This window comes from uncultured Desulfovibrio sp. (assembly GCF_910584445.1).
Taxonomy (GTDB): Bacteria; Desulfobacterota; Desulfovibrionia; order Desulfovibrionales; family Desulfovibrionaceae; genus Desulfovibrio.
In genome coordinates, this window is the sequence record NZ_CAJUBO010000018.1 from 32,014 (window position 1) to 57,454 (window position 25,441).

A 25,441-nucleotide genomic window follows, 5' to 3' on the forward strand; every position below is an offset into this window, starting at 1 on the left:
CGCTTCGCCACGGCGCCGCCGGCGGGGGCGTCCGCTCCTCCCCGCTCGACAAAGGCGCGGCGGAAGGCTACAACTGCCCTGCCGCGCCCATGCCGCGCGCAAGGAGCCATCCCATGACCGACCTGTTTCCCACCTGGCGCGGACGTCTGGAATACGTCTGTCTTGACTGCGGCGCCCGCTACCCGGCGGACGACCTGCTCTACACCTGCCCGGCCTGCGGCGGCGTCTTCCTGCTGGAAAATCTGGACTTTGACGCCCTCAGGACGCGGACAGGCACCCAGTGGCGCGACACCTTCGACGCCCGCGCCGCCAGCCGCGTCACCGCCCTGCGCGGCATCTTCCGTTTCTATGAGCTGCTCGCGCCGGTGCTGGACGAGGAGGACATCGTCTATCTCGGCGAGGGGCAGACGCCCCTGGTGGACGCGGCGCCCCGCTTTCGCGCGGAAGTGGGCTGCCATTTCGCCTTCAAGAACGACGGCCAGAATCCCAGCGCCTCCTTCAAGGACAGGGGCATGGCCTGCGCCTTCAGCTACCTGAAATGGCTCTGCCGCCGCCATGACTGGGACGAGGTACTCACGGTCTGCGCCTCCACGGGCGACACGTCCGCCGCCGCCGCGCTGTACGCCGCCTATGTGGGTCCGCCGCTCACCTCGGTGGTCCTGCTCCCGCACGGACGCGTCACGCCGCAGCAGCTCTCGCAGCCGCTCGGCAGCGGCGCCATCGTGCTGGAACTGCCCGGGGTTTTCGACGACTGCATGAAGGTGGTGGAGATTCTGGCCGAACGCTACCGCGTGGCCCTGCTCAACTCCAAGAACAGCTGGCGCATCCTCGGGCAGGAAAGCTACGCCTGCGAAGTGGCGCAATGGCACGGCTGGGACGTGTCCGGACTCTGCCTCTTCGTGCCCGTGGGCAACGCGGGCAATATCACGGCCATCATGTCCGGCATGCTCAAGCTCAGGGAACTGGGCATCATCACGGCGCTGCCGCGTATTTTCGGCGTCCAGTCCGAACATGCGGACCCGGTCTGGCGCTACTATGCCGCGCCCGCGGGCGAGCGCGTCTGGCGCCCGGTGGACGTGCGGCCCAGCGTCGCCCAGGCCGCCATGATCGGCAACCCCGTCTCCTTCCCGCGCGTGCGCGCCCTGGCGCAGCGCTACGCCGACGCCTTCGGCGACGGCGCCGACCGCGCCTTCCAGGTGGTCCGCGTCACCGAGCAGGAGATCATGGATGCCATGATCCAGGCCAATCGCCACGGGCATATCGCCTGCACCCAGGGCGGCGAATGCCTCGCGGGCCTGCGCGCGGCGCTCGCCGCCGGACTGGTGGACAAGGACGAGCGCGCCGTGCTCGATTCCACGGCGCACAGCCTCAAGTTCGCCGGTTTTCAGGAGCTGTATTTCACCAACGGCTTTCCGCCGGAATACGGCGTCACGCCGGACGCGAGCCTTGCCAACCGGCCCGAGCTGCTCTTGCCGCCCGCCGAGCGGGAGGGGCGCGATGTGGCCGCCTTTGCCCGCATGGGCGCCGAAGCCGTCGCGCAACGGCTCGGCCTGCGCCCGCGTGACTAGGGTCAGGCCTCATTAAAAAATTACGTTATGGTTTTTTCAGCGAGAAAAGGAGATTTTTCCGCTGGCCGCCCGAAGCGGAGCGAAGGGCGGGAGCTGTCGCCGCAAGGATCCGAAAAAATAAGATTTTTTTGCGCTGGCAAGGAAGTGGACGATTTTGGGAGGGAGTGTACTTAAGTACATGACCGACAAAAATCGTCCAGTGACGCCGCCAGCGCAAAAAGGGCTGTTTTTGACGGATGATTGTGGCATCGCACAAGCTGCCACACCCCAAGCCAGCAGTCACAAATAGGTCCAGACCCTAGTATCTGATTGCAAAAATCCCGTGCAGAGTTTTTTGCGGGATCGTTCGCGAAAAAACGTGGTTTTTCGCTCACTCACGGCGGCTGCGCCGCCGCAAATCCCTTGCGGGTTTTGTCGTGTCTGCCTTTGCAAGCAGACACTGGCCCAAGGAGCATGCCATGACCCTGGCAGAACTGTTTGCCCTTCCCGCGCCCGAAACGCGCATCCCCATGCCCTGCGTCATCGCCGAGGCCGGCGTGAACCATGAAGGCAGGATGGACATCGCCCGCCGCCTCATCGACGAGGCCGCCGAAGGCGGCGCCGATGCCATCAAGTTCCAGACCTACAGGGCCGAGACCCTGGCCTCCAGGGATTCGCCCGCCTACTGGGACACCAGCAAGGAACCCACGCAAAGCCAGTACGAACTTTTCAAGCGCCACGATTCCTTCTGGAAAAACGAGTTCGAGGCCCTGAAAAAGCACTGCGACGCCGCGGGCATCGCCTTCCTCTCCACGCCGTTCGACGTGGAATCCGCGCGCTTTCTCAATGATCTCATGGATGTGTTCAAGATCTCTTCCTCGGACATCACCAACAAGCCCTTCATCGACATCCTCTGCGGCTACGGCAAGCCCATCCTCCTCTCCACGGGCGCGGCCCACCTGCACGAGATCGCCGAGGCGGTGGAGTGGATCGAAGCCAGGGGCAACAAACTCGCCCTGCTGCACTGCGTGCTCAACTACCCCACCGCCGACGAAAACGCGGCCCTCGGCATGATCCCGGCGCTCAAACGCATCTTCCCCACGCATGTCATCGGCTATTCCGACCACACGCTGCCCAGGGACATGCATACGCTGGAGATCGCCACCCTCCTGGGCGCCCGCGTGCTGGAAAAGCACTTCAGCCACGACAAGACCCTGCCCGGCAACGACCACTACCACGCCATGGACAAGGAAGACCTCAGGCATTTCTTCCGGCGCATGCGCGCCACCCTTGCCAGCGTGGGCGACCTCGAGGTGCGCGCCCTGCCGGAGGAGGAACCCGCCCGCAGGCATGCGCGCCGCTCCCTGGTCACGGCCAGGGCCGTGCGAAAGGGGCAGCCGCTCACCGCGGCCGACCTGACCTGGAAACGCCCGGCGCACGGCATTTCGCCCCGGTGTTATGACGAAGTGCTCGGTCTGGCGGCGCGCCGCGACCTTGCGGAAGACACGGTGCTCCAGTGGACAGATCTGGAACGGTCCTGAGCGCCAAGGCCTTTCTGCCGCAGGGTCCCGGCTCTCCGGCTCCCGTTCCCCGGGAACTCGTCCTGGGCGCCATGCCGCACGGGGCGGACCCCGCGCGCTTCCTGGCGGCCGGGCCTTCGTGCTTCGCGGGCCGGGAAGAGTTTTTCCCGGATTGGGAAACGGCGTTCACTTTCGCGCCCGAGCCGCTGCGTGACCCGGCCGTCGCCCGGCGGGCCGCGCGGGCGGCCCAGGCGCTGGCGGCGGACACCATCCCGCGCCTGGCGGCGTGGCTCTGCCCTCATGCCGATGCCCTGCCCGCCGCCTACTGGCAGACACTGCTGGCGCCCTGGGCCGTGGACATGGCCCGCCAGCTGGTGGAACGCGACCTGCGCGCCGACGCCATGACGCGCGCCTGGGGGCACCTGCCGCTGGAGGTTGAACTGCTCCCGGCGGACCACGCCTTCCGGTTCCAGGACGAGCATGACTTCACCCTGCGCGGCGCCCTGGGGACGGACTTCAACCACTGGCTCCTTTCGCGCCTGCTGGAGGCGCGCTGGCCCGAGGCGTGGACGCGCCGCTTCCCCGCGCCGGAGGTCCCCGCCACGGCAGCGGATGCCGGCTCCGGACAGGACGAAGGCGACGCCTGCGACGACATGGGCGAGCCGCCCTTCCGGCAGTGGCTGCGGCGCATGGCGCGCGCGCTCCTGCTGGCGCTGCCCTTTCCCCGGCTCAAGGGCATGGGCGCAATCCAGACGCTTCGCTTTTCCCTCGCGCTGTGCCACCCCTGCCACGGTCCCGACCACAGTCTGGACCTTGCGGCCGCCTTCGGCAGCCGGGGGGAGGGTCCGCGCGCCGCGCAGGACGGCGCCCCGCCGCTCGATCCGCTGCCGCTCTTCCAGGCGGCTTGCCCGCAGAGCCTGCGCGCGCTGGAGCATCCGGAAAAACTCGCGCGGACAGGGCGCCCCCGCCTGCGCGTGGCAAGCATCCTCGCCTATGAGGACGCGGCCTACCGCCAGCGGCTGGCCCGCTGGCGCGGACGCGGGCACCGTCTGGCCTGCGTCCAGCACGGCGGCAACTACGGCATGGAGGCCGTGGCCTGCGAAACGGCCTTTGTGGAATACAGCCAGGACGTGTTCTTCACCTGGGGCTGGCGGCGCCATGGCGGAGAGCGGGGCAATTTCCTGCCCCTGCCCTCGCCGCAGCTGACGCGTCTGGCGGGCAAATGGCACGGCCACGACGGCGGGCACCTGCTCTTCGTGGGCGCGGAAATGGCCGCCTGGGGCTACCGTCTCGATTCCCACCCCACGCCCCTGCAACTGGTGGAGTACCGTCAGGACAAGGAATGGTTCTTCGAGGCCCTGGGCCGCGATCTTCAGGAAAAGACCCTGTACCGCCCCTACTTTCCCCTGCCCGGCTGTCTGGAAGACGCGGCCTGGCTTTTGCCGCGCATGCCCCGGCTCAAGCTCTGCACCGGGCCGCTCACGCCGCAGCTGCTCGGCTGCCGCCTGCTGGTGCTGGACCACCACGGCACCACCCTGCTGGAGGCCATGGCCGCCGATGTGCCCATGGTGCTCTACTGGAACCGCGCCCACTGGCCGCTCACCGACGAGGCCGACGCCCTGCTTGACCGGCTGGCCGCGGCGGGCATCTGGTTCCCCACGGCGGAAGAGGCCGCCGCCAGGGCGCGCGCGGTCTGGCGCGACCCCGCCGCCTGGTGGCAAAGCCCCGGCATCCAGGCCGCGCGGCGCAGTTTCTGCGAACGGCAGGCCCTGTTCGGGAACGGCAGTGAAACTCCCCTCTGGACGCAAACGCTGAAGGCGCTATGAACACCATTCTCCGCATGTCGCACTGGACGCGCGCGGCCCGCGCGCTGGCTCTGGGCCTGGCCCTCGCCCTGCCTTTCGCCGCCCCGGCGCCGGCTGCCGCCCCCGACCCGGCAAACGGCCTTCAGGCCGCCCAGGCCGCGCTGGACAAGGGCGACTACGAGTCCGCCGTCTCCCTGCTCACCCCGCTGGCCGAGTCCGGAAATGCCGAAGCCCTGTATGTGCTCGGGCGCCTGCGCCTTGAAGGCAGGGGCGTGAAAAAAAACGAGCAGCGCGCGGCGCAACTGTTCAGCCAGGCCGCGGAAAAGGGCGACATCAGCGCCCAGAACGCCTGGGCCACGGCGCTCGCGCGCGGCCAGGGCACGCGCCGCAACTACCGCGAGGCGGCGCGCTGGTTCCGCAAGGCCGCCGAACAGGGGCTGGCCGAAGCGCAGTACAATCTCGGCTATCTCTATGCCCATGGCCGGGGCGTGCCCAAAGACGAAAACGCCGCCCTTGACTGGTACGGACGCGCGGCCAACCAGGGCCTGGCCGATGCCCAGTATTCCCTGGGCTGGACCTACCTCAACGCCAAGGGCGAGAACCAGAGCGACACCAAGGCCGCGCACTGGTTCGCCAAGGCCGCGGAACAGGATCACCTCAAGGCGCAAAACAACCTCGCCTTCATGTACGCCGAAGGGCGGGGCTTCGCGCAGGACCCGGCCAGGGCCGTCCAGTGGTACACGCGCGCGGCCGAGCGCGGCTCGCCGGAGGCGCAGTACAACCTCGGCTTCATGTACGAGCAGGGACGCGGCGTGCCGCAGGACTACGCCAAAGCCGTGGAATGGTACCGCAAGGCCGCGGAGCAGAACGAGGCCGCGGCCCAGTTCAGCCTCGGGCTCATGTATGACCAGGGCACCGGCGTGGAGCGCAATCTCACCGAGGCCACGCGCTGGTACCGCCTGGCCGCCAAAAACGGCGATCCGGACGCCAGGGCCGTGCTTCGCGCCCAGAGCGCCGCGGCCGCGCCGGTGGTCAAGTCCGGCGCCAGGGGCGCCAGGGAAAAGGCCCCCCGCAAGGAAGCCGCCAAAAAACCGTGAATCACGGGCCGCGGCGGCGCCGTGGCCGCGCGCTCCCGGCATGCCGTCACGCTTCATGCCGGGCGGTTGGGGACCGTCCGGCATTTTCGTGGCAGGGACGCCCCTGTTCCCTTTTCCCCGCTGTCGCCTCTCCACGCCCCCTTGACAGGAAAGCGGCGGCGGCGTATCAAAACTCCCCTTGCGGCGTAACGCAGTTTCGGTGCGCGCTTTTTTGTCCCCGTCCGGCCTTCCCCGTTGGCCCGGCGCGGATGTCGATTTTCCTGCCGCCGAAGCCGTCGCCGCCCCAATGGCTGCATATCCACCGAGGAGTTCCTTCCGATGAAGACCTTTACCCCAACGCCCAAGGACATAGACCGCCAATGGTTCGTGGTCGATGCCGAAAACCAGGTGCTCGGCCGCCTGGCAAGCCAGATAGCCAACCGCCTGCGCGGCAAGTACAAGCCCGAATTCTCCCCGCACATGGATAACGGCGACTTCATCGTCGTCATCAACTGCGAAAAGATCCGCGTCACGGGCAAGAAGCTCGAGGACAAGAAATACTACCGCCATTCCGGCTGGGTGGGCAGCCTCAAGACCACCACCCTCGCGGACATGCTCGCCACCCATCCCGACCGGGCCATCACCCTGGCCGTGCGCGGCATGCTGCCCAAGAACCGGCTTGGCCGGGCCATGCTCAAGAAGCTCAAGGTCTGCGTCGGTCCCGAGCATCCGTACAAGGCCCAGAAACCCCAGCCCCTGACCCTGCCCTACTGAACCCGCAAGGAGCGCACGCCATGAGCGACAAATTCGAATACGGCACCGGACGCCGCAAGACCGCCACGGCCCGCACCCGCATCTATGCCGGTTCGGGCAGTATCCTGGTCAATGGCCGTCCCTATGAGGAATACTTTCCGCGCAAGACCCTCCAGATGATCATCCGCCAGCCGCTCACCCTCTGCAAGGTGGCCGACAAGGTGGAAGTGCGCGTCAACGTGGCCGGCGGCGGCGTGAGCGGCCAGGCGGAGGCCGTGCGTCACGGCATTTCCCGCGCCCTTCTTCTGGTGGACCCGGCCCTGCGCCCCGTTCTCAAGAAGGCGGGCTTCCTCACGCGCGACGCGCGCAAGAAGGAACGCAAAAAGTACGGTCTGCGCGCTGCCCGCGCCCGGTACCAGTATTCCAAGCGCTGATCCCGAAGACCACGCCGGCGCGGCGGCTCCGCGTCGCCGTGCCGGGGTCTTTGCGCGCGGCCAGTCGCGGCTCCTCTCTCAGGGGTCCGCGGCTGGCCGTCCGCGTTGCACCCCCGCATGTCCGCTTTTTCCTCCTTTCGCATGACCGCCGACGACCTGCCATCCCCGCCCGCGCCCCGCGCGGCCCGCGCCACGGCTTCCCCGCCCCTGCGGGAATATGCCTATGTGCATGCGCGCACCGTCGGCTCCACCGGCTATTTTTCCTGCGAACCCGCCGAAACGCTCCCGCTCGACACGGCGCTGGCCGCCCTTGAAGCCACGCCGTTCGACGATTTTCTCCGCGAGCACCTTCTGCGGCGCCTGGGGGAGATGGATGCCGCCGCCCTGACCGGTCTGGCGGAGCGCTGCCTCGCCGCCGCGCGCGCGGCCCGCCCCCTGCCGGCGCTGGCCGCGCTCCTTGCTGAATGCGCCCAGATCTTTCCCGAAGCCCGGACGGTCCTCGCCCCGGCCGCAGCGGAGCTGCGGCAGTACGCCGCGCCCCCGGCGGCCACCGGCTCCGGTCCGTGCCGTGCGGCGGCGCCCGACCATGCGGCGCTTGCGTGGGGGCGGCTTTTCCATGCCAACCTGACGGAACACCGCCCCCTGCCGCGCCTGGAGGAAAGCGGCCTGCCCCTGCCCTACGACGCGGCCGCCCTGGCGCGGGCCATGGCCCAGGTGGCGCAGGCGCCGGGCGAAAGCCCCCTTGCCGCCGAACATGCCCGCCTTGCCGCCCGGGAATGGACGGGAGGCGGCCGCCCGCCCGCCAGGGAGACTTTCGCCCGCGCCATGAGCGCCCTGGAAGGCGCGGATGTGCCGGCCGGCCCGGAAATGCGCCACGAGGCCTCCCTTTCGCCCATTGCCCTGCTGCGAGACTGGCGGATCTGCATCAGCGTCCGCAACGGTCGCCACGCCCACCGCCTGCGCGGCACGGCCACGGCCTACGGGCGCGGTCTCTCCCTGGCGGGCGCCCGCGCCTCCTGCGCCATGGAAATGGTGGAACGCGCCAGCGCCTACGCCTCCATCGGCGAGGGGGGCGCCCACGGCGACGGGGAGGTCCTCGACCGCCGCGCTCCCCTGCCCCTGCGCCGGGCCACGGCGGCGGACCTGGCGCGGGCCGGATTGCGGCCCGGTCTGCGGGCCGTTGCGCCGGTCGCCCTGCCGGCAGAGGCGCCGCTCTTCTGGGTCATGGCCCGCCATACGCGCGGAGATGCCGTTCCCGTTCCCGCGCAGGATGTCCTGCTCTTCTGCAATCTGGACGAACCCCGGCTCGCGCGCGTTCCAGGCTCCACGGGACTCGCCTCGGGCAATACCCCGGACGAGGCGCGCCTCGCCGCGCTCATGGAGGTCATCGAGCGCGATGCGGACGCCACCACGCCCTTCTGCCGCCATACCTGTTTTACCCTGTGCAGCCGTGACCCGCGCATCCAGGGGCTGCTGGACGACTACGCGGCGCGCGGCATCCGCGTCCAGTTTCAGGACATCACCAGCGAATTCGGCGTGCCCGTGTACCGCTGTTTCGTCACGGCCCGCGACGGCTCGGTTGCCACGGCCACGGGCGCCGGGCTGCGCGGCTCCGATGCCGCGCTGTCGGCGCTGACGGAAACGCCGTGGCCCTATTCCTGGGCCACGCCCGCGCCCCACGGCGTGGCTTCCGGGCCGGGGCTTGCCGGGCTTGCGCGGCGCGCGCTCGAAGACCTGCCGGACTGGAGCCTGCCCACGGCCGAAGCCTCGCTGCGGCTGCTCGAAAACGTGCTTGCCGCGCATGGCCGGGAAGTTTTGCATGTGGACCTCACCCGGGCGGACCTGGACATCCCCGTGGCGCGCGTCCTTGTCCCCGGTCTTGAGCCGCATGCGGATTTCGACGCCCTCACGCGCCCGGCCCCGCGGCTCTTCGCGCGGCAGGCGCTGCTCAACGAGGGCGCGTCCGCCGGCCATCCCCTTTTCCGCGTCTGACGGCGCAGGCGCTGCCCCGGACGCGTCCCCTCAAGCAAAGGTTTTCCCCATGCACGACCCCACCCATCATCAGGACCGCACCCCCCATGCCGGCCATGCGGCCGCCCCCGACCATTCCGACTACCTCCGGCGCATCCTTCTGAGCCGCGTCTATGATGTGGCGCTGGAGACGCCGCTGGACGAGGCGGACAGCCTCTCGCGCCGCCTCGGCAACCGCGTCCTGCTCAAGCGGGAGGACGCGCAGCCCGTCTTTTCCTTCAAGCTGCGCGGCGCCTACAACAAGATGGCCCGGCTCACCCCCGAGGAGCTGGGGCGCGGCGTCATCGCCGCCTCGGCGGGCAACCACGCCCAGGGCGTGGCCCTGGCCGCGCGCAAGCTCGGCTGCGAGGCGACCATCGTCATGCCCGTGACCACCCCGGCCATCAAGATCGCGGCCGTACGCCGCCTGGGCGGCCAGGTGGTGCTTTCGGGCGAATCCTTCAGCGACGCGGGGCGGCACGCCGCCGAGCTTGTGCGCCAGACCGGCGCGGTCTTCATCCCCCCCTTTGACGACCCGGACGTCATCGCGGGCCAGGGCACCATCGGCATGGAGATCCTTCGCCAGCACCCGGGCGCCATCGGCGCGGTCTTCATGCCCATCGGCGGCGGCGGCCTGGCGGCGGGCGTGGCGGCCTACATCCGTCATCTGCGGCCGGAGATCAGGCTCATCGGCGTGGAACCCACGGATTCGGACGCCATGCGCCGCTCCATCGAGTCCGGCAGCCCGGTGGAGCTTTCCGAAGTGGGCCTGTTCGCGGACGGCGTGGCCGTCAAGCGCGTGGGCGACGAGACCTTCGCCCTCTGCCGCGACCTGCTGGACGAAATCATCACCGTGGACACGGACGCCATCTGCGGCGCCATCAAGGATATTTTCGAGGCCACGCGCGTGGTGGCCGAGCCGGCGGGGGCGCTCTCCCTGGCCGGGCTGAGGGCCTGGGCGACCCGCGGGGAAGTGCGCGATACCACCCTGGTAGCCATCGTCAGCGGCGCCAACATGAATTTCGACCGTCTGGGGCATGTGGTGGACCGCTCGGAGATCGGCTCCGAACGCGAGGCGCTGCTGGCCGTGACCATTCCCGAGCAGGTGGGCAGCTTCCGCCGCCTCTGCGCCGCCATCGGCAACCGCAACATCACCGAACTCTGCACCCGCTTCGCCGATCCGGAAAACGGCCGCGTCCTCGTGGGCATCAAGACCCAGGGCAAGGCCGATGTGGCGGATGCCATGGCCGAACTGCGCGCGCAGGGCTTTACGGTCATGGACCTGAGCGACAACGAGCTTGCCAAGCTCCACCTGCGGCACATGGTGGGCGGCAACGCGCCGCAGCTCGAGCATGAGCGCCTGCTCCGCTTCACCTTCCCCGAACGGCCCGGCGCCCTGCGCAACCTCATGGACGCCATGCGTATGGAATTCAGCATCACGCTCTTCCAGTACAGGTATCATGGCGCGGACTACGGCCGCGTGCTCATGGGCTTTGACGTGCCGGACGAAAAGCGCGAGGATTTCGCGGAATTTCTCGCGCGCGTGGCCGCCATGGGCTACCCGCACGCGGACGAGACGGAAAACCCGGCCTACCGCATGTTCCTCGGCTGGCACGGCGCCGCGTGAGGCATGCCGGGAGGGGCATTTTCGCTCGACCTTCCGGCCGGCCTCTGGCATGCTGAAAACAGCGCGGATCCGCTTCAGGAGATGCCCGCGCCTGAGGATGGCGCAGGCGGAAACGGCCGCCGCCGGACACGCGGGGGACCGCGTGACACCTTTGTGGCGGCAGCCCGTATTGGCAGCCAGGAGGGCATTCCCCACGGGAAACGCCCCGGCATACCGGGCGCCACGGCGCCCACGGAGAAGCATATGCGAAACCATCTCGTTCCGGTCCTCCTTTCCCTCTGCATCCTCGGCCTCGCCGGCGCCGCCCTTGCCGCGCAGCAGCCCGCCGCGCCCACGGCGCCCCTGGAATTCAAGGGCGCCAAAAAAACCGTCATGTTCCCCCATGCGCCCCATGCCAAGGTGGAATGCGTGGTCTGCCACCATATGGTCAATGGCGAAGCCAGTTTCCAGAAATGCGCCACCGCCGGCTGCCATGACGACCTCACCGGGAGAAAGGGCGAAAAAAGCCTCTATTTCGTCGTCCACAACAAGGGCGAGGGCCTGCGCCACCAGACCTGCCTCGCCTGCCATGCCAGGGTGGCCGAACAGACGCCGGACCTGAAAAAGGCGCTCACGGGCTGCTCCAAGTCCAAGTGCCATCCATAGGACATCGCGGCGCCCTCCCCGGCACGGGCAGGACCGGGGAGACGCCGCCTTCCTTTGCGCCGCGCATCCAGAGGACCGGGGGGCCTGTCCCGGATGCGCGGCGGTCGTTCCCGCGCGCCGGGTCTTTCAACAAAACAGGGCATGCAGTTCTTCGCAGTGCCCCATTTGCGTCTTGCGGCATAAACTGATAGTTTTTCTTGCCGTTTCTTAATGCATGCGAACGGTCGTCCGCGCGCGTTCCGTAACGCGCGGGTGGTCCGCGTCCTCCCGCAAACCGCGAGGTTGTCATGGCTGCCGATACCCCCCCCGTTCCCGAAGAGAACGCGGAAGAGATCATTGACCTCACCGAACTGATCGAACGCGGCGCCAGCGCTCCCGCGCCGGACCTCGACGCCCACATCCAGAACCTCAACGCCCAGCCGGAAGGTGAAGACGCGGAGATCGAGGCGCTGCTCGCCCAGATGGATGCCGGCGACGGCAGCGCGGTCTCGCCGGGACCGGCGGCCCCGCTGGACGGACCCGCGGCCCCGGCCCCCTCCGGCACCGTGGACCCGCACGAACAGCTCGACATGTCCGACATGGGCGATATCGACGACCTCCTCGCCTCCCTGGATATTCCGCCCCAGCCGCGCGAGAGCGCCCCTGCGGACGCCTCCCCAAGCGCGCCGGAATCCCCCGCGCCGGGTCCCGCGGACGAAGACATATCGCAGAGTCTGGACAAGGCCATGGATGAACTGCTTGGCGGCACCCCCCCGCGGACGCCCCAGCCTGCGGCGGCACCGGCAGCGGCGGCCGCGCCCGCCGCTGGCGCCGGTCCCAGCGTGGAAGAGCTGCTCGCCGCGGCCACAGCGCCGGCGGCGTCAGTGCCCGACCTGGACGCCGATCTGGACGCCCTGCTCAACGAAACGGCGACCGCCGCGCCCGCGCCCGCCGCTTCGGGCGCTCCCGACCTTGACGCCGATCTGGACGCCCTGCTCAACGAGACGACAGCCGCCACGCCCGACGCGCCCGACCCCGACAGTCTTCTGAACGCGCCGGACGCCGATGTCCCGGCTCCCGGCGAGCCGGCGGAGTCCGCCCCCGAGGCGCCCGCCGCGATGGCTGCGGAAGCTCCGGCTCCTGACGCCGCGCCTGTGCCGGACATGGACTCCGCCCTGACGGAAGCCATGGCCCGGCCCGCCGCCGCGCCCGAGGACGATGCCGTTCCCCCGGCGGATGCCATGCCGCCCGTTGCGGAAGCCGCGCCGGAACCCGAACCGGCCATGGAGGCGCCCGCACAGCCCGATGCGCCAGCCGCCGCCGGGGAACAGGACATGGCGGATGCCCCGGAGAACGCCGCGGAGCCGGCGCCGGAGGATGCGCCGGACCCCGTGGACTCCCCCGTGGATGCACCCGTGGACGCCCCCGCGCCGGCCGCGAGCTTTTCCGCCGAGGCGGAATCTCTCGCCGCCCTGGCCGGGACCCTCGGCGAACGCCTGCGCCAGTGCGAGGCGGACCTGGCCGCGGCCCGCGCGCGCATCGAGGCGCTGGAGCATTCCACGGCCGATTCCATTTCCCTGGGCGATCTGCTGCGCGAAGGCAGCCCGCTGCACAACGGGTTTGCCGCGCTCATTGCCTCCTCCGTGGGGCAGGCGCTCAAGGACACGCCGCTGCCCGCCTGCCTGCCGGGAAGCGTCGAGGAGCGCCTCAACGCCCTTGAAGCGCACGACAAAAGCCTGCTGGCACGGATGGATGCGCTGGAAAGCCGCCTTGACGGCCTGGAACCCCGCTTCAATGAGGAGGTGGGCAAGGCCGCTGCCGGCGCCGTGGCGCGCATCCTGCGCGAAGAGATCAGCCGCCTGGCCGGGGGCTAGGCGGCGGGGCGGCCGTTTCCGGGGCGCCGGCCGCGGACGGACGGCAGCGCCTCCCCCGCTTCCCCGCCGGAACGGGGCGGCCCCGCCTGTCTCCCGACCGCCAGAAACGACGGCTGTTCCCCGCCGCGCCTCGCCACTCGCTTGCCAATCCCTCCCTGAACGCATATACTCCGCCGATTCAGGGAGATCCCGTAACCGAATCGTTCTGAGCGCCGCGTCCATTCGTCGGCATGAAAACAACAAAAAGGGCGGGGGCTTTCCGTTTCCGTTCTTTTCCCCGTCCAGGCGCGCGACCCGCTGTGGGTTCGGCGGCCATTCCCCAAGGGACGGGTTTTTTTCTCCGGCAGACGGGCAACGCCGGGAGGGTACGCAAACGCCGTGGACAAGGACAGCAGGGAAGCCCTTCAGGTCGCCAAGGAACTGACCGCCAAGTTCATTGAGACCCGCACCGTTTCGCCGGGAAATTTCGCGGAGATCTTTCCCGCCGTCTATGGGGTGGTGGTCAGGGCCATCGCGCAGTACGCGCCGCGCGCGGACGGCGCCCCGCGCGATGCCGGAGGCGGGGAATGACAGCCGCCCCCCCCCTGCCGCAGCCCGGCGGCGGTCCCGGCCACGATGCGGCCGTGGCGGGCATGTTCGGCCGTATCGCCGGCTGGTATGACTTTCTCAACCGCCTGCTCAGCCTGGGCATAGACCAGCACTGGCGCCGCGTGCTCGCGCGCGCGGCATGCCCGGGGGACGGTCTTGCCCTGGACCTGGCCGCAGGCACGCTGGATGTTTCCCTGGCCCTGCGCCGCGAAGCGCCGGACGCGCTGGTGGCCGCCATGGACTTTTGCCCGCCCATGCTCGCCCACGGGCGGCGCAAGCTGAAGGGCGGCAACGCCCGGCATATCCTGCCTGTGGCCGCCGACGCGCGGCGCCTGCCCCTGCGGGCGGACTCGGCCGCATGCATCACCATGGCCTTCGGCATCCGCAATATCGCGCCCAGGCCGGCCGCCTTCGCGGAAATGCTCCGCGTGCTCCGGCCCGGCGGCCGCGCCTGCATCCTGGAGTTCGGCTCCGGCCGCGAGCGTATCTGGGGCGGTCTCTACAACGTCTATCTTGACCATATCCTGCCCCTGGTGGGCAGGGCCATTTCCCGCGACGGGGCCTACGGCTATCTTGCCGACAGCATCCGCGCCTTTCCCACGGCGACGGAACTGGAAGAGGAGATGCGCGCCGCAGGATTTGCGCGGGTGTGGCACAAAAAGCTGACGTCAGGCATCGTCTGCCTGCATGTGGGGGAAAAGGCGGCCTGAACGCGGCATCAGACGGCAAGCCAGACCAGGCACAGGCCGGCCGCCATGGCAAAAAGCCCGGCCGCGCGCACGGCGCCGTCCGGTTCGCGCATGAGGCGGCGCATGGCACGGCGCATGGCGCCGGGCGCCAGCGCCCAGCACAGGCCCTCCAGAACAAGGGCCAGGCCCGCGGCGCGGAGCAGAAGGGGCACATCGAGATGCATGCCCCCTTGGTGCGGGAAAATTCCGGTTTTGTAAAGCCCGGGCGCCGGATGCCCGGCAAAAGGACTCTCCATGATCACATTTGAGGAACTGGAAGCGCGGCAGCGCCCCCTGGCCGTAGTGGGGCTGGGCTATGTGGGCCTGCCGCTGGCCGTGGCGCTCTCGCGCCATATGGATGTCATCGGTTTCGACATCAATGCCGCCCGCGTGGCCGAGCTGAGCGCCGGGCATGACCATACCCGCGAGGTGGACGACGCCGCGCTGGCCGCCGCCCGCGTGCGCTACACCGCCGACCCGGCCGCCCTGGCCGAGGCCGCGGTCATCATCGTGGCCGTGCCCACGCCCATCGACCGCCACCGTTCCCCGGACCTCACGCCCGTGGTGGGCGCCAGCGCCACCGTCGGCAGGCACATGAGCAAGGGCTGCGTGGTGGTGTATGAGTCCACGGTCTATCCCGGCCTCACCGAAGAGATCTGCGTGCCCATCCTGGAGCGGGAATCCGGCCTTGCGTTCGGCAGCGGCTTCACCGTCGGCTATTCGCCGGAGCGCATCAATCCCGGCGACAAGGTGCATACCCTCGCCACCATCACCAAGATCGTTTCCGGTTCCGACGCGGCCACCACGGACCTGCTGGCGAAGATCTACGGCTCCGTGGTGACGGCCGGCATCCACCGCGCCTCGAGCATCAAGGTGGCCGAGGCGGCCAAGGTCATCGAAAATACCCAGCGCGACCTCAACATCGCGCTGATGAACGAGCTTGCCATCATCTTCGACCGGATGGGCATCGACACCCTGGAGGTCCTGGAGGCGGCGGGCAGCAAGTGGAACTTCCTGCCGTTCCGGCCCGGCCTTGTGGGCGGCCACTGCATCGGCGTGGACCCCTACTATCTCACCTTCAAGGCCGAGGAGCTGGGCTTCCATCCCGAGGTCATCCTGGCCGGGCGCCGCATCAATGACAACATGGGCAAATATGTGGCCGAATGCGCGGTCAAGCAGCTCATCCGGCGCGGAACGCGGGTGAACGGCGCGCGCGTGGGCATCCTCGGCTTCACCTTCAAGGAAAACGTCCCCGACCTGCGCAACACCCGCGTGGTGGACGTTATCCGCGAGCTTGAGGACTACGGCGTCACCACCCTCGTCACCGATGCCGAGGCAGACCCCGCCGAAGCCCTGCGCGAATACGGGCAGCGGCTGGTGCCGCTGGAGGAACTGCGCGACCTGGACGCCATCGTGGTGGCCGTGCCGCACGCCGCCTATGCGGCGCTCACGCCCGAAGACCTGCGCGGCCGCCTGGCCGACCCGGCGCGCGGCGTGGTGCTCGACGTCAAGGCGCTGTACGACCCGGCCACCCTGCGCCGGGCCGGGCTGGAGCACTGGAGACTCTAGGGTGGCGGACCCGGCGGCGCTGCTCGTCTGCGCGGCCACCGCGCGCGAACTGGCCGCGGCCGCGCCCGCGCTGGTGCCCGAACCGGAACGCCTGGCGGAACTCAGGCCCGTGCCGGCACGCCTGAAGGACCGTCCGGCGCTTCTGTGCGTGACCGGCGTGGGACCGGTCAACGCGGCCCTGGCGATGGGGTTTTGCTTTGGCCTCACCAGCAGGGGGGATGGCGCCGGACCGGAAACGGGAAGCGCGGGCCTTCGCATCGGCGCGGTGCTCAACGTGGGCCTGGCAGGCGCCTTCGACCTCCGCGAAACGCCCCTGCGCGCCCTGTGCGCGGTGCGCGAGGAGATCTGGCCCGAGTACGGACTCAACGACGGCGTCACCGTCACGGCGCGGGCCTTCAGTTTTCCGCTGTGGAGCAGGAACGACGGCGCCCCCGGTGACGTCCATGACCGCCTGCCCCTTGCGGAAACGGCGCAGGTGGCCCGGCGCGGGGCGGCGCCGGAAGCGTTTCTCCCCCGGCGCTCCCTGACCGTCGCCGGGGTGAGCGCCAGTTTTGCGCGGGCGCGCGACCTGGCGAACCGCTACAGGGCGGAGCTGGAAAACATGGAAGGCTTTGCCGTGGCCTATGCCTGCGCCAGGGCCGGGGTGCCCTGCGTGGAGATCCGCGCGGTCTCCAACAAAGTGGGTCCGCGCGCCCCGGAGGAAAAGGATTTTCCCGGCGCGCTGGCGGCGCTTGGCGGCGTCCTGCCCGCGCTCGGCCTTGCCTGACATCATCCGGGCACCCGCAAAGGAGAACAGTGAACGACCATGCCTGACACGCTTTTGCACCAGCGGCTCGCGCAGGAACTTGCGCCCGTGAACGCGGCGCTCGGCCGCGCGGCGCAGCGGCTGCCGGAACCCGTGCGCCCGGTGGCGCGCCACATCCTCGAAGCCGGGGGCAAGCGGCTCAGGCCCTTCCTCACCGTGCTCATGGCCCGGCTTCTGGGCGACCGGGGGCAACGCATCTATGACCTGGCCGTGACCATGGAGATGCTCCACGCGGCCACACTGCTCCACGACGATGTGCTCGACGACGCGGCCAACCGGCGCGGCAAGCCCGCCGCGCACACGCGGTTCGGCGTGGCGCAGACCATCCTGGCGGGCGACGCGCTCCTGGCCGGGGCCAATGCCCAGGTGGCGGACTTTGGCGACCCGCGCCTCTGCCGCTGCTTCTCCACCGCCACCAGCGAGACCGCGGCGGGCGAGATCCTCGAGATCGCGGCCCAGCACCGCGTGGATGTGAGCGCCGAGGAATACGCGGCCATCGTGCGCGGCAAGACGGCGGCCCTCATCGCCGCTTCCTGCGAACTGGGGGCGCTGGCCGCGGGCGCCGCGCCCGACGCGGTGGCCGCCGCCGCCGCATACGGCGAAAACCTCGGCATGGCCTTCCAGATCGTGGACGACGCCCTGGATTTCGCCCCCGAAGCGGAGACTGGCAAGCCCACGGGCGGCGACGTGCGCGAAGGCAAACTCACGCCGCCCCTGCGCCTCTACCGCCTTCAGCTTTCCGAAAACGAGCGCGCGGCCTTTGACGCGGCCTTTGTGTGCGGCATGATGAGCGAGGCGGACGCCAGCGGCATCTCCGCGCGCGTGCGCGCGGGCGGCTTTGACCGCCAGGCGCGCGAGGAGGCCGGCACCTATCTGGAAACGGCGCGCGCCGCCCTCCTGCGCCTCCCGGATGCGCCCGAGCGACGCGTGCTCCAGGAAATGACGGACTATGTCCGCGACCGCAGTCACTGAGACAACACCCATCCCGGCCCGGCGCCGGAGCAGAAAAGGAGAGGTCATGCTCTACCGTCTGGAAGCAGGCCCGAGGCCCGACCTGGAAGACGTTCAGGGACGCAAGGTCGCGGAACGCGTCCGCGCGGCCCTGGGCATCGCCGTGGGCAGTATCCGTCTGGTCAAGGTCTTCACCGCCGACGGTCTGGACGAGACCCAGGCGCGCCGCCTTCTTGACGACGGCGTCTGGCATGACCCCATCCTCCAGCGCGCCGCCCTGGGGACCCTGCCGCCGCTGGCGCCCCCGCCGGACTGGTATGTGGAAGTGGGCTTCCGCCCCGGCGTCACGGACAACGAGGGCCGCACCGCGCGCGACACCGCCGCCATGGTGCTCGGCATCCCGCGCGAGCGCCTTGCCGTCTATACGGCGCTCCAGTACCGCATCCGCAATGATCCCGCCGCGCCCCTGAGCCACGGGCAGGTGGAGACCATGGCCCGCGACCTTTTGTGCAACACCCTTATCCAGCGCTTCCGCATCAAGAGCGCCGCCGAGTGGGAGGCCGAAGCGGACTTTCCCGCCCAGGCCGCGCGCGTCACCGGCGAAGCGCGCGCCGATGTGGCCGTGATCCCGCTTTCGACCATGAACGACGCGGAGCTTGCGGCCGCCAGCCGCGCCAATACCTGGGCGCTCAACCTGGACGAACTCCACGCCATCCGCGACCACTTTGCCCGGCCCGACATCGCCGCCGCCCGCGCGGCGCGGGGCCTCCCCGCCGACCCCACGGATGTGGAGATGGAAGCCCTGGCCCAGACCTGGTCCGAGCATTGCAAGCACAAGATCTTCGCCTCGGCCATCGACTATGCGAACAAGGAGACCGGACGCCGCGAGCGCGTGGACAACCTCTACAAGACCTGCATCCGCGATGCCACGGCCATCCTGCGCGCGCGCCGGGGCGAGAGGGATTACTGCAAGTCCGTCTTCAAGGACAATGCGGGCGTCATCGCCTTCATCAACGGCTATGACGCCTGCATCAAGGTGGAGACGCACAACAGCCCGTCGGCGCTGGACCCTTACGGCGGCGCGCTCACCGGCATCGTGGGCGTCAACCGCGACCCCATGGGCACGGGCATGGGCGCCGAGCTGGTCTGCAATACGGATGTTTTCTGCTTCGCCTCGCCCTTTTACGCCGAGGAACTGCCGCCGCGCCTGCTCCATCCGCGCCGCGTGCTGGAAGGCGTGCGCGAGGGGGTGGAACACGGCGGCAACAAGTCCGGCATCCCCACGGTCAACGGCTCCCTGGTCTTTGACGAGCGCTATCTCGGCAAGCCCCTGGTCTTTTGCGGCACGGTGGGCCTCCTGCCCACCAGCGTCTGCGGCCGCCCCGGCTGGGAAAAGAAGGCCGAACCCGGCGATGCCGTGGTCATGGTGGGCGGCCGCATCGGCAAGGACGGCATCCATGGCGCCACCTTCTCCTCCGAGGAGCTGCACGAAGGCTCCCCGGCAACCGCCGTCCAGATCGGCGACCCCATCACCCAGCGCAAGATGTACGACTTTCTCCTGGTGGCGCGGGACAAGGGGCTGTACAACGCCATCACGGACAACGGCGCGGGCGGCCTTTCCTCCTCGGTGGGCGAGATGGCCGAGGACACGGGCGGCTGCGTGCTGCATATCGACCGCGCGCCGCTCAAGTACGACGGACTCCTGCCGTGGGAGATCCTGCTTTCAGAGGCGCAGGAGCGCATGACCGTGGCCGTGCCGCGGGCGAAACTCGACGAATTCCTGGCGCTTGCCCGGCGCATGGACGTGGAGGCCACGGATCTGGGCGAATTCACCGGATCCGGCGTTTTCGAGGTGCGCTGCGCGGACCGCACGGTGGCCCTGCTGGACATGGGCTTTCTCCATGACGGCGTGCCGCAGCTCCATCTGGAGGCCGTGTGGAAGCGTCCCGCCTTCCCGGACATCCGCATGGAAAGCCCCGCGCCCGACGATGAGGGCGCCTTCCTCAGGCGCATGCTCGGGCGCCTCAATATCTGCTCCAAGGAATACATCATCCGCCAGTATGACCACGAGGTGCGCGGCGGCAGCGTCATCAAGCCGCTGGTGGGCGCCCTGCGCGACGGTCCCGGCGACGCGGCCGTGCTGCGGCCCCTGCTGGAATCCGATGCCGGGCTTGTGCTCAGCCACGGCATCTGCCCCAAGTTCAGCGATTACGACACCTACTGGATGATGGCGAACGCCATGGACGAAGCCATCCGCAACGCCGTGGCCGTGGGCGGCGACCCCGACGCCCTCGCCGGCATCGACAACTTCTGCTGGTGCGACCCGGTCTGGAGCGAGTCCAATGCCGAGGGCCGCTACAAGCTCGCCCAGCTGGTGCGCGCCTGCCGCGCCCTGCGCCAGTTCTCCCTGGCCTTCGGCCTGCCCTGCATCTCCGGCAAGGACTCCATGAAGAACGACTACCTGGGCGGCGGGGAGCGGATCTCCATCCCGCCCACGGTGCTCTTCTCCGTCATGGGCGTCATCCGCAATGTGACGGCGGCCCAAAGCTCGGACTTCAAGCGCGAGGGCGACGTCATCTACCTGCTGGGCGGCACCTGGCGCGAAATGGCCGGCAGCGAGGCCGCCACGGAGCTGGGCCTTTCGGGCGGCCGCGTGCCCCGGGTGGATGCGGCAAGCGCCCTTGCCCGCTACCGGGGCGTCCATGCGCTCATGGGCCAGCGCGCCCTCACCGCCTGCCACGACTGCTCGGACGGCGGCCTGGCCGTGGCCCTGGCGGAAATGTGCATCGGCGGCCGCCTCGGCGCGGATATCGACCTTGACGCCGTGCCCGCCCTGGAGTCCATGAGCCGTTTCGAGCTGCTCTACAGCGAGAGCGCCAGCCGCCTCATCGTGAGCGTGCGGCCCGACCTGGCAACGCTGCTGGAGGCGCTTGGCATGTGGCAGCTCTGCCGCCGCATCGGCACGGTGACAGGCACGGGCGAGCTGGTCCTCCGCAGCGGGGACAGCGTGCTCCTGCGCGAAGGGGTGGACGGCCTGGCCCGGGCCTTCAAGGCCACGCTCGACTGGTAACGCGCGAAACGAAAAAAGCCCCCGGGGGCGCCAGCTGCCGCTGTTGCCAGTGCGGTTTGGATGCCTTCCGTGCCAGACCGCGCTATACGCCTTGGCGTGTCTTCTTTCGCGCGTCGGCGTCAGACCCGGTGACGGAAGCCTGCTCCGCCTCCGGGACAAAACTCAGGGAGCGCGAGTTGACGCAATGCCGCACATTGCGCGGCGTGAGTCCCTCGCCCGTGAACACATGGCCGAGATGGCCGCCGCAACGCGCGCACACGATCTCGGTACGGCGGCCGTCCACATCCGGCAGGCGCCGCACCGCGCCGGGGACTTCCGCGTCAAAGGCCGGCCAGCCGCACCCGGCATCGAACTTGTCCCGCGAGTGATAGAGGGGCGCGCCGCACTGGCGGCAGCGGTACAGCCCGGCGCGGCGCTCCTGGAGCAACGGGCCGGAAAACGGCGCTTCCGTGCCCTTGCGGAGGAGGATGTCCGCCTCTTCCCGGCTCAGGGGCGGCATGGCGCCCGCGGCCTCCGGGGAAACGAACGGTCCGTCAGGCGGCATAGCCATGCGGATGCCTCCTGTGCCATTCCCAGGCGGAAGCGATGATGGCTTCGATATCCCGCGCGGGGCGCCAGCCGAGCGCGCGCCCGGCCAGCTCCGCGGAAGCCACGAGCCGGGCCGGATCGCCGGGCCGGCGGGGAGCCTCGCGCACGGGGATGGGATGCCCGGTGACGCGGCGCGCGGCCGCGATCATCTCCCGCACGGAAAAGCCCCGGCCATTGCCGAGATTGCAGACCAGGCTCCCGCCGCCGCGCTCCAGATGGTCAAGCGCGCGCAGATGGGCATCGGCCAGATCCATAACGTCGAGGTAATCGCGCACGCAGGTGCCGTCCGGCGTGGGATAGTCGCTCCCGAAGATGGCGATCTCGGGGCGCAGGCCCAGCGGCACCTGGAGGATGAGCGGGATGAGATGGCTCTCGGGCCGGTGATCCTCGCCGATGGCGCCGCCGGGCCACGCGCCGCCCACATTGAAATAGCGCAGACTGACAAAGCGCATGCCATGGGCCAGGGCCGCCCAGTGCATGATGCGCTCCATGATGCGCTTGCTCTCCCCATAGGGATTGGTGGGCCGCAGGGGCGCATCCTCCGGGATGGGCACGGCGTCCGGCTCGCCATAGACGGCGGCCGAGGAGGAAAAGACGATCCGCTCCACGCCGTGGCGCTCCATGGTCTCCAGCAGACACTGCATGCCCAGGACATTGTTGTTGAAATAGGCGAGGGGGCGCTCCATGCTCTCGCCCACCAGGGAACTGGCGGCAAAATGCAGCACAGCGTCGATGGAATGGGCCGCAAACACGGCGTCCAGCGCGGCCGCATCGCGGATATCCACCTCATGGAGCGCGGCGCCGGGCGCCACGGCCCCGCGGTGGCCCGTGAGAAAATTGTCGGCCACCACCACTTCGCGCCCGGCATCGAGCAGGGCGCGGACATTGTGCGAACCGATATATCCGGCTCCGCCGCAGACGAGCACGGCCATGGCATCCTCCCAAGACGGCGCGCCGCGCCGCTCTGCCCCTGGCGGGTTCGCGGCGCGGCGCGCAATTCCGGCACATCAGCGCATTTTCATGACAAAAATGCGCTAATCCAGTTGCGCGAGCAGCGCCTCCCGAATGGAATCGATGCTGCCCTCGCCGTCAAGAACGATGTATTTCGTCTTGCCGTCACCCGCGAGATCGCGGAAGAAGTACGCAGCGGCCAGGGTGCCGTCCGTGGTGTTGTAGTAGATGTCGTGGCGCTTGTTGATGGCGGCCTCGTCCTGGTCGTCATTCCGCAGGGTCAGTTCACCACCGCAAACGCGGCACCTGTCGCCCGCGGGCTTGATGGCCTCGATATAGATATTGTTGGGATGGTTGTTATTGACCTTGCACAGGCGGCGCCCCATGATGCGCTGCCTGGCGATTTCGCGCGGCAGCTGGATCTCCACCACATAGTCGAGCGGCATGCCTTCCTTCTGCAGGGCCTCCCAAAGCTTGCGGGCCTGCACCATGTTGCGCGGGAAGCCGTCCAGCAGCCAGCCCTTGGCGCCCTTGGTACGCAGGGTCTCCAGCACCATGGGAATGGTGATGTCGTCGGGCACGAGATCGCCCCGGTCGATATAGGCCTTGGCCTTCTTGCCCAGCTCCGTGCCGCCGCCGATATGCTCGCGGAAGATGGCGCCGGACTCGATGTGCGCCAGATCATACTTCTGCTTGAGCAGTTCGCCCTGAGTCCCCTTGCCGCTGCCGTTGGGGCCGAAAATGAGAATGTTCACCGGAATCTCCTCGGCAATTGATGTGGAGGCGAAACCGCATTCCGTGCGGCTTCGCGGCTGATCGCCGGGTCCAGGGACGGACCCGCAATATCGTCTACCGCTAGCCTGAAAGATACGTCCTGTCAATGCCTCGCGCGCGCCGGGATACGCGGCTTGCGGCCGGAACGGCGCATCCCGCGAGGCCCGCGGGGATTTTCGGCGCAAGGGCGCGATGTCCGCCCCGCACCCCGCGCGCGTGGCCCACGGGCGCCCGCACTGGCGGAGAACGCGCCGACCTGCTATGCTTTCCCTCATGTGCGAGTGCCTGGATCTTGTGCTTGACGGGCTTTCCCATGACGGACGCGGCATCGGCCACCTCGGGGACACAGGCCGCCCCCATGGGCGCGGCCTGACGGTCTTTGTGGAGGGCGCCCTGCCCGGCCAGACCGTGCGCTGCCGGATCATCGCGCGCAGACCGCGCTTTCTTGAGGCCGCGCTGCTGGAAGTCCTGCGCCCGGCGCCGGACGCGATCCCCCCGCTGTGTCCGCATGCGGGCGGAGACGCCGCGCCGCAAACGCCGGCGTGCGGCGGCTGCGCGCTCCAGCCCATGCCCTATGCCCGCCAGCTCGAGTGGAAGGCGCGCCTTGCGCGCGATGCGCTGCTGCGTATCGGCGGCCTGAAGGCCGAAAACCTGGAGCGGGCGTGGGGCGGCCTGCTCCCCTCGCCCGGCCTTGCCGGCTTCCGCAACCGCATGACCCTTGCCTTTGGCACGAGCGCGGCGGGCGCCCTTCTCCTCGGCCAGAGGAGCCGGGGCGACGCCGAGGTGGTGGCTACCCCCTCCTGCGCCCTCCTGCCGGCAGGCGGCCGGGAGCTGCTGGAGGAGGCGCGCGCGGCCGCGGCGGAAAGCGGATTCACAGCCTGGCGCGCGCCAGAACGACGCCGCAGGGACAGCGGCGGCGCGCGTGGCTTCTGGCGCTTCCTCTCGCTCCGCCAGGGCTGGCTGCCCGGCGAGGAACTCCCCCGCTGGTGGGCGCTCTGCCTGACCAGCCCGGGGAACCGGCGGGAACGCGCCGCCGTTCGCGCTCTCGGCGAACGCCTGCTCGGCATGGGTCCGTCATGCCGCCTTGGCGGCTTCATCCACGAGGAACGCAGCCAGCGGGATGCTCTCGCGGCAGGTGAGCGCCGCGTTTTCTGTCTGGACGCGACAGGCGCCGAGACCCCGGACGCCGCGACGCTCCATCTGCCCCTGGGCGGCCGGAACTTCGCCCTTGATGCGGCCTCGTTCTTCCAGGTCAATACCGGGGGCGCGGAACTCCTTGCCCGCACGGTTACGGACATGGCGGCCACGGCGGCGGGCCGGGGCCTGCTGGATGTCTACTGCGGCGTGGGCGCGCCCGGACAGTTGCTGGCCGCGCGCTTCGAGGCGGTCCTGGGCATGGAGAGCGACCGCCGCGCCGTCGCCATGGCACGGCGCAACGCGGAAAGCGCGGGACTGAACGACTGCCGCTATGAGTCCGGCGACGCGGGCGCGCTGCTGGGCCGGCTGGCTGCCGGCATGCCCCTGCCCGGCGCCGCCAAAGGGCATGCGGTGCCGCCGTGGGACATGGCCCTGGTTGACCCGCCCCGGGGCGGCCTTGCGCCGGCCGCTCTTGACGCCCTGCTCCAGATCGCGCCGGAACACCTCCTGTATGTCTCCTGCGACCCGGCAACGCTCGCCCGCGATGCGGTCCGGCTCACAACGCGCTACCGCCTGGAACGCCTGACCGCGGTGGACCTTTTCCCGCACACGCCCCACCTGGAGTGCTGCTCCCTCTGGCGCCGCAGCCGAACGCGGACACGGACCGCCCGCAGTGCAGGCCCCCCAGCGGCACACGAACGTTTGCCGCCGTCCGCGCGCCACTGCCACGAGAGGCCTGCACTTCCCTCGTGATGGAAAAACCTGTTCGCCCCCGTTCAGCGCCAGCTTCCCGGAATGCCCCAGAAAAAGAACGCCGCGGCCAGACTTAAGAATACCAACAACTATCATGATATTTCAACATATTATAATCATCACACCTTCCTGCACCTCAACCCCTTTCCCTTTTTCCCCTTGACATATCCCCCCCTCGCGCTATATATGAAAGACCACATGACGCGGGGTGGAGCAGTTCGGTAGCTCGTCGGGCTCATAACCCGAAGGTCGTAGGT

Annotated in this window: 21 protein-coding genes; 17 read left to right on the plus strand and 4 right to left on the minus strand. The window is 69.4% G+C overall.

The features are described 5' to 3' along the window. Positions 1 to 113 precede the first annotated feature (113 nt). The 12 genes from QZ294_RS08875 to QZ294_RS08930 all read left to right on the plus strand — a co-directional run bounded on the left by QZ294_RS08875 (position 114) and on the right by QZ294_RS08930 (position 14,568). Entirely contained in the window at positions 114 to 1,568 is a 1,455-nt protein-coding gene (locus tag QZ294_RS08875) for a pyridoxal-phosphate dependent enzyme (protein ID WP_297049121.1), read from the plus strand. A gap of 458 nt (positions 1,569 to 2,026) precedes the next feature. Continuing rightward, on the plus strand, positions 2,027 to 3,088 hold the full coding sequence (locus QZ294_RS08880; protein WP_297049123.1) for an N-acetylneuraminate synthase family protein: 1,062 nt from the start codon (positions 2,027 to 2,029) through the stop codon (positions 3,086 to 3,088). After that, on the plus strand, positions 3,064 to 4,893 hold the full coding sequence (locus QZ294_RS08885) for an LIC12162 family protein (RefSeq protein WP_297049125.1): 1,830 nt from the start codon (positions 3,064 to 3,066) through the stop codon (positions 4,891 to 4,893). Before QZ294_RS08880 ends, QZ294_RS08885 begins: the two co-directional genes overlap by 25 nt. Then, on the plus strand, positions 4,890 to 5,969 hold the full coding sequence (locus QZ294_RS08890; protein ID WP_297049127.1) for a tetratricopeptide repeat protein: 1,080 nt from the start codon (positions 4,890 to 4,892) through the stop codon (positions 5,967 to 5,969). The genes QZ294_RS08885 and QZ294_RS08890 overlap by 4 nt, the downstream gene beginning before the upstream one ends. Before the next feature lie 318 nt (positions 5,970 to 6,287). Beyond that, positions 6,288 to 6,722 carry a 50S ribosomal protein L13 gene (rplM, locus tag QZ294_RS08895; protein ID WP_297049129.1) on the plus strand — a complete coding sequence of 145 codons (435 nt, stop codon included), beginning with the start codon at positions 6,288 to 6,290 and terminating at the stop codon, positions 6,720 to 6,722. 20 nt (positions 6,723 to 6,742) lie between these two features. Beyond that, positions 6,743 to 7,135, plus strand: a complete 393-nt coding sequence (gene rpsI, locus QZ294_RS08900) for a 30S ribosomal protein S9 (RefSeq protein ID WP_297049131.1) — start codon at positions 6,743 to 6,745, stop codon at positions 7,133 to 7,135. A 117-nt stretch (positions 7,136 to 7,252) separates the two neighbouring features. Next, positions 7,253 to 9,127, plus strand: coding sequence for a YcaO-like family protein (locus QZ294_RS08905; protein ID WP_297049134.1), 1,875 nt, complete (start codon positions 7,253 to 7,255; stop codon positions 9,125 to 9,127). Positions 9,128 to 9,176: 49 nt separating this feature from the next. Continuing rightward, a complete protein-coding gene (gene ilvA / locus QZ294_RS08910) occupies positions 9,177 to 10,772 on the plus strand; it encodes a threonine ammonia-lyase, biosynthetic (RefSeq protein ID WP_297049136.1) in 1,596 nt (531 codons plus the stop codon). Positions 10,773 to 11,015: 243 nt separating this feature from the next. Continuing rightward, positions 11,016 to 11,417, plus strand: a complete 402-nt coding sequence (locus QZ294_RS08915) for a cytochrome c3 family protein (protein ID WP_297049138.1) — start codon at positions 11,016 to 11,018, stop codon at positions 11,415 to 11,417. 287 nt (positions 11,418 to 11,704) lie between these two features. Beyond that, positions 11,705 to 13,270: a hypothetical protein gene (locus QZ294_RS08920; protein ID WP_297049140.1), complete on the plus strand. Its 1,566-nt coding sequence runs from the start codon at positions 11,705 to 11,707 to the stop codon at positions 13,268 to 13,270. Positions 13,271 to 13,648: 378 nt separating this feature from the next. Then, positions 13,649 to 13,840 (plus strand): hypothetical protein, encoded by a 192-nt coding sequence (locus tag QZ294_RS08925; protein WP_297049142.1) that lies wholly within the window; start codon positions 13,649 to 13,651, stop codon positions 13,838 to 13,840. Then, positions 13,837 to 14,568: a ubiquinone/menaquinone biosynthesis methyltransferase gene (locus QZ294_RS08930; RefSeq protein WP_297049145.1), complete on the plus strand. Its 732-nt coding sequence runs from the start codon at positions 13,837 to 13,839 to the stop codon at positions 14,566 to 14,568. The genes QZ294_RS08925 and QZ294_RS08930 overlap by 4 nt, the downstream gene beginning before the upstream one ends. 8 nt (positions 14,569 to 14,576) lie before the next feature. On the opposite strand, the gene QZ294_RS08935 is transcribed toward QZ294_RS08930, so the two are convergent. After that, positions 14,577 to 14,771: a DUF2065 domain-containing protein gene (locus QZ294_RS08935; RefSeq protein ID WP_297049147.1), complete on the minus strand. Its 195-nt coding sequence runs from the start codon at positions 14,769 to 14,771 to the stop codon at positions 14,577 to 14,579. Between the two features lie 70 nt (positions 14,772 to 14,841). Here QZ294_RS08935 and QZ294_RS08940 point away from each other — a divergent pair, with 70 nt between their 5' ends. Genes QZ294_RS08940 through QZ294_RS08955 form a run of 4 tightly spaced genes read left to right on the plus strand, consistent with a single transcriptional unit; the run spans position 14,842 to position 20,981 of the window. Further along, entirely contained in the window at positions 14,842 to 16,155 is a 1,314-nt protein-coding gene (locus QZ294_RS08940) for a nucleotide sugar dehydrogenase (RefSeq protein WP_297049149.1), read from the plus strand. Position 16,156: 1 nt separating this feature from the next. Beyond that, positions 16,157 to 16,921, plus strand: a complete 765-nt coding sequence (gene mqnB, locus QZ294_RS08945) for a futalosine hydrolase (protein WP_297049151.1) — start codon at positions 16,157 to 16,159, stop codon at positions 16,919 to 16,921. Positions 16,922 to 16,960: 39 nt separating this feature from the next. After that, positions 16,961 to 17,932 (plus strand): polyprenyl synthetase family protein, encoded by a 972-nt coding sequence (locus tag QZ294_RS08950; protein ID WP_297049154.1) that lies wholly within the window; start codon positions 16,961 to 16,963, stop codon positions 17,930 to 17,932. Between the two features lie 46 nt (positions 17,933 to 17,978). Further along, a complete protein-coding gene (locus tag QZ294_RS08955) occupies positions 17,979 to 20,981 on the plus strand; it encodes an AIR synthase-related protein (RefSeq protein WP_297049156.1) in 3,003 nt (1,000 codons plus the stop codon). 82 nt (positions 20,982 to 21,063) lie between these two features. On the opposite strand, the gene QZ294_RS08960 is transcribed toward QZ294_RS08955, so the two are convergent. The 3 genes from QZ294_RS08960 to QZ294_RS08970 form a co-directional block, all read right to left on the minus strand. Further along, positions 21,064 to 21,531 (minus strand): methionine-R-sulfoxide reductase, encoded by a 468-nt coding sequence (locus QZ294_RS08960; RefSeq protein ID WP_297049157.1) that lies wholly within the window; start codon positions 21,529 to 21,531, stop codon positions 21,064 to 21,066. Next, positions 21,515 to 22,501, minus strand: coding sequence for a UDP-glucose 4-epimerase GalE (gene galE / locus QZ294_RS08965; RefSeq protein ID WP_297049159.1), 987 nt, complete (start codon positions 22,499 to 22,501; stop codon positions 21,515 to 21,517). Before galE ends, QZ294_RS08960 begins: the two co-directional genes overlap by 17 nt. Before the next feature lie 102 nt (positions 22,502 to 22,603). Continuing rightward, on the minus strand, positions 22,604 to 23,275 hold the full coding sequence (locus QZ294_RS08970) for an adenylate kinase (protein ID WP_297049161.1): 672 nt from the start codon (positions 23,273 to 23,275) through the stop codon (positions 22,604 to 22,606). A 280-nt stretch (positions 23,276 to 23,555) separates the two neighbouring features. Between QZ294_RS08970 and QZ294_RS08975 the strand changes: the two genes are divergently transcribed. Then, complete coding sequence (locus tag QZ294_RS08975) at positions 23,556 to 25,184, plus strand: class I SAM-dependent RNA methyltransferase (protein WP_297049163.1); 1,629 nt, start codon at positions 23,556 to 23,558, stop codon at positions 25,182 to 25,184. Positions 25,185 to 25,441: the final 257 nt, after the last annotated feature.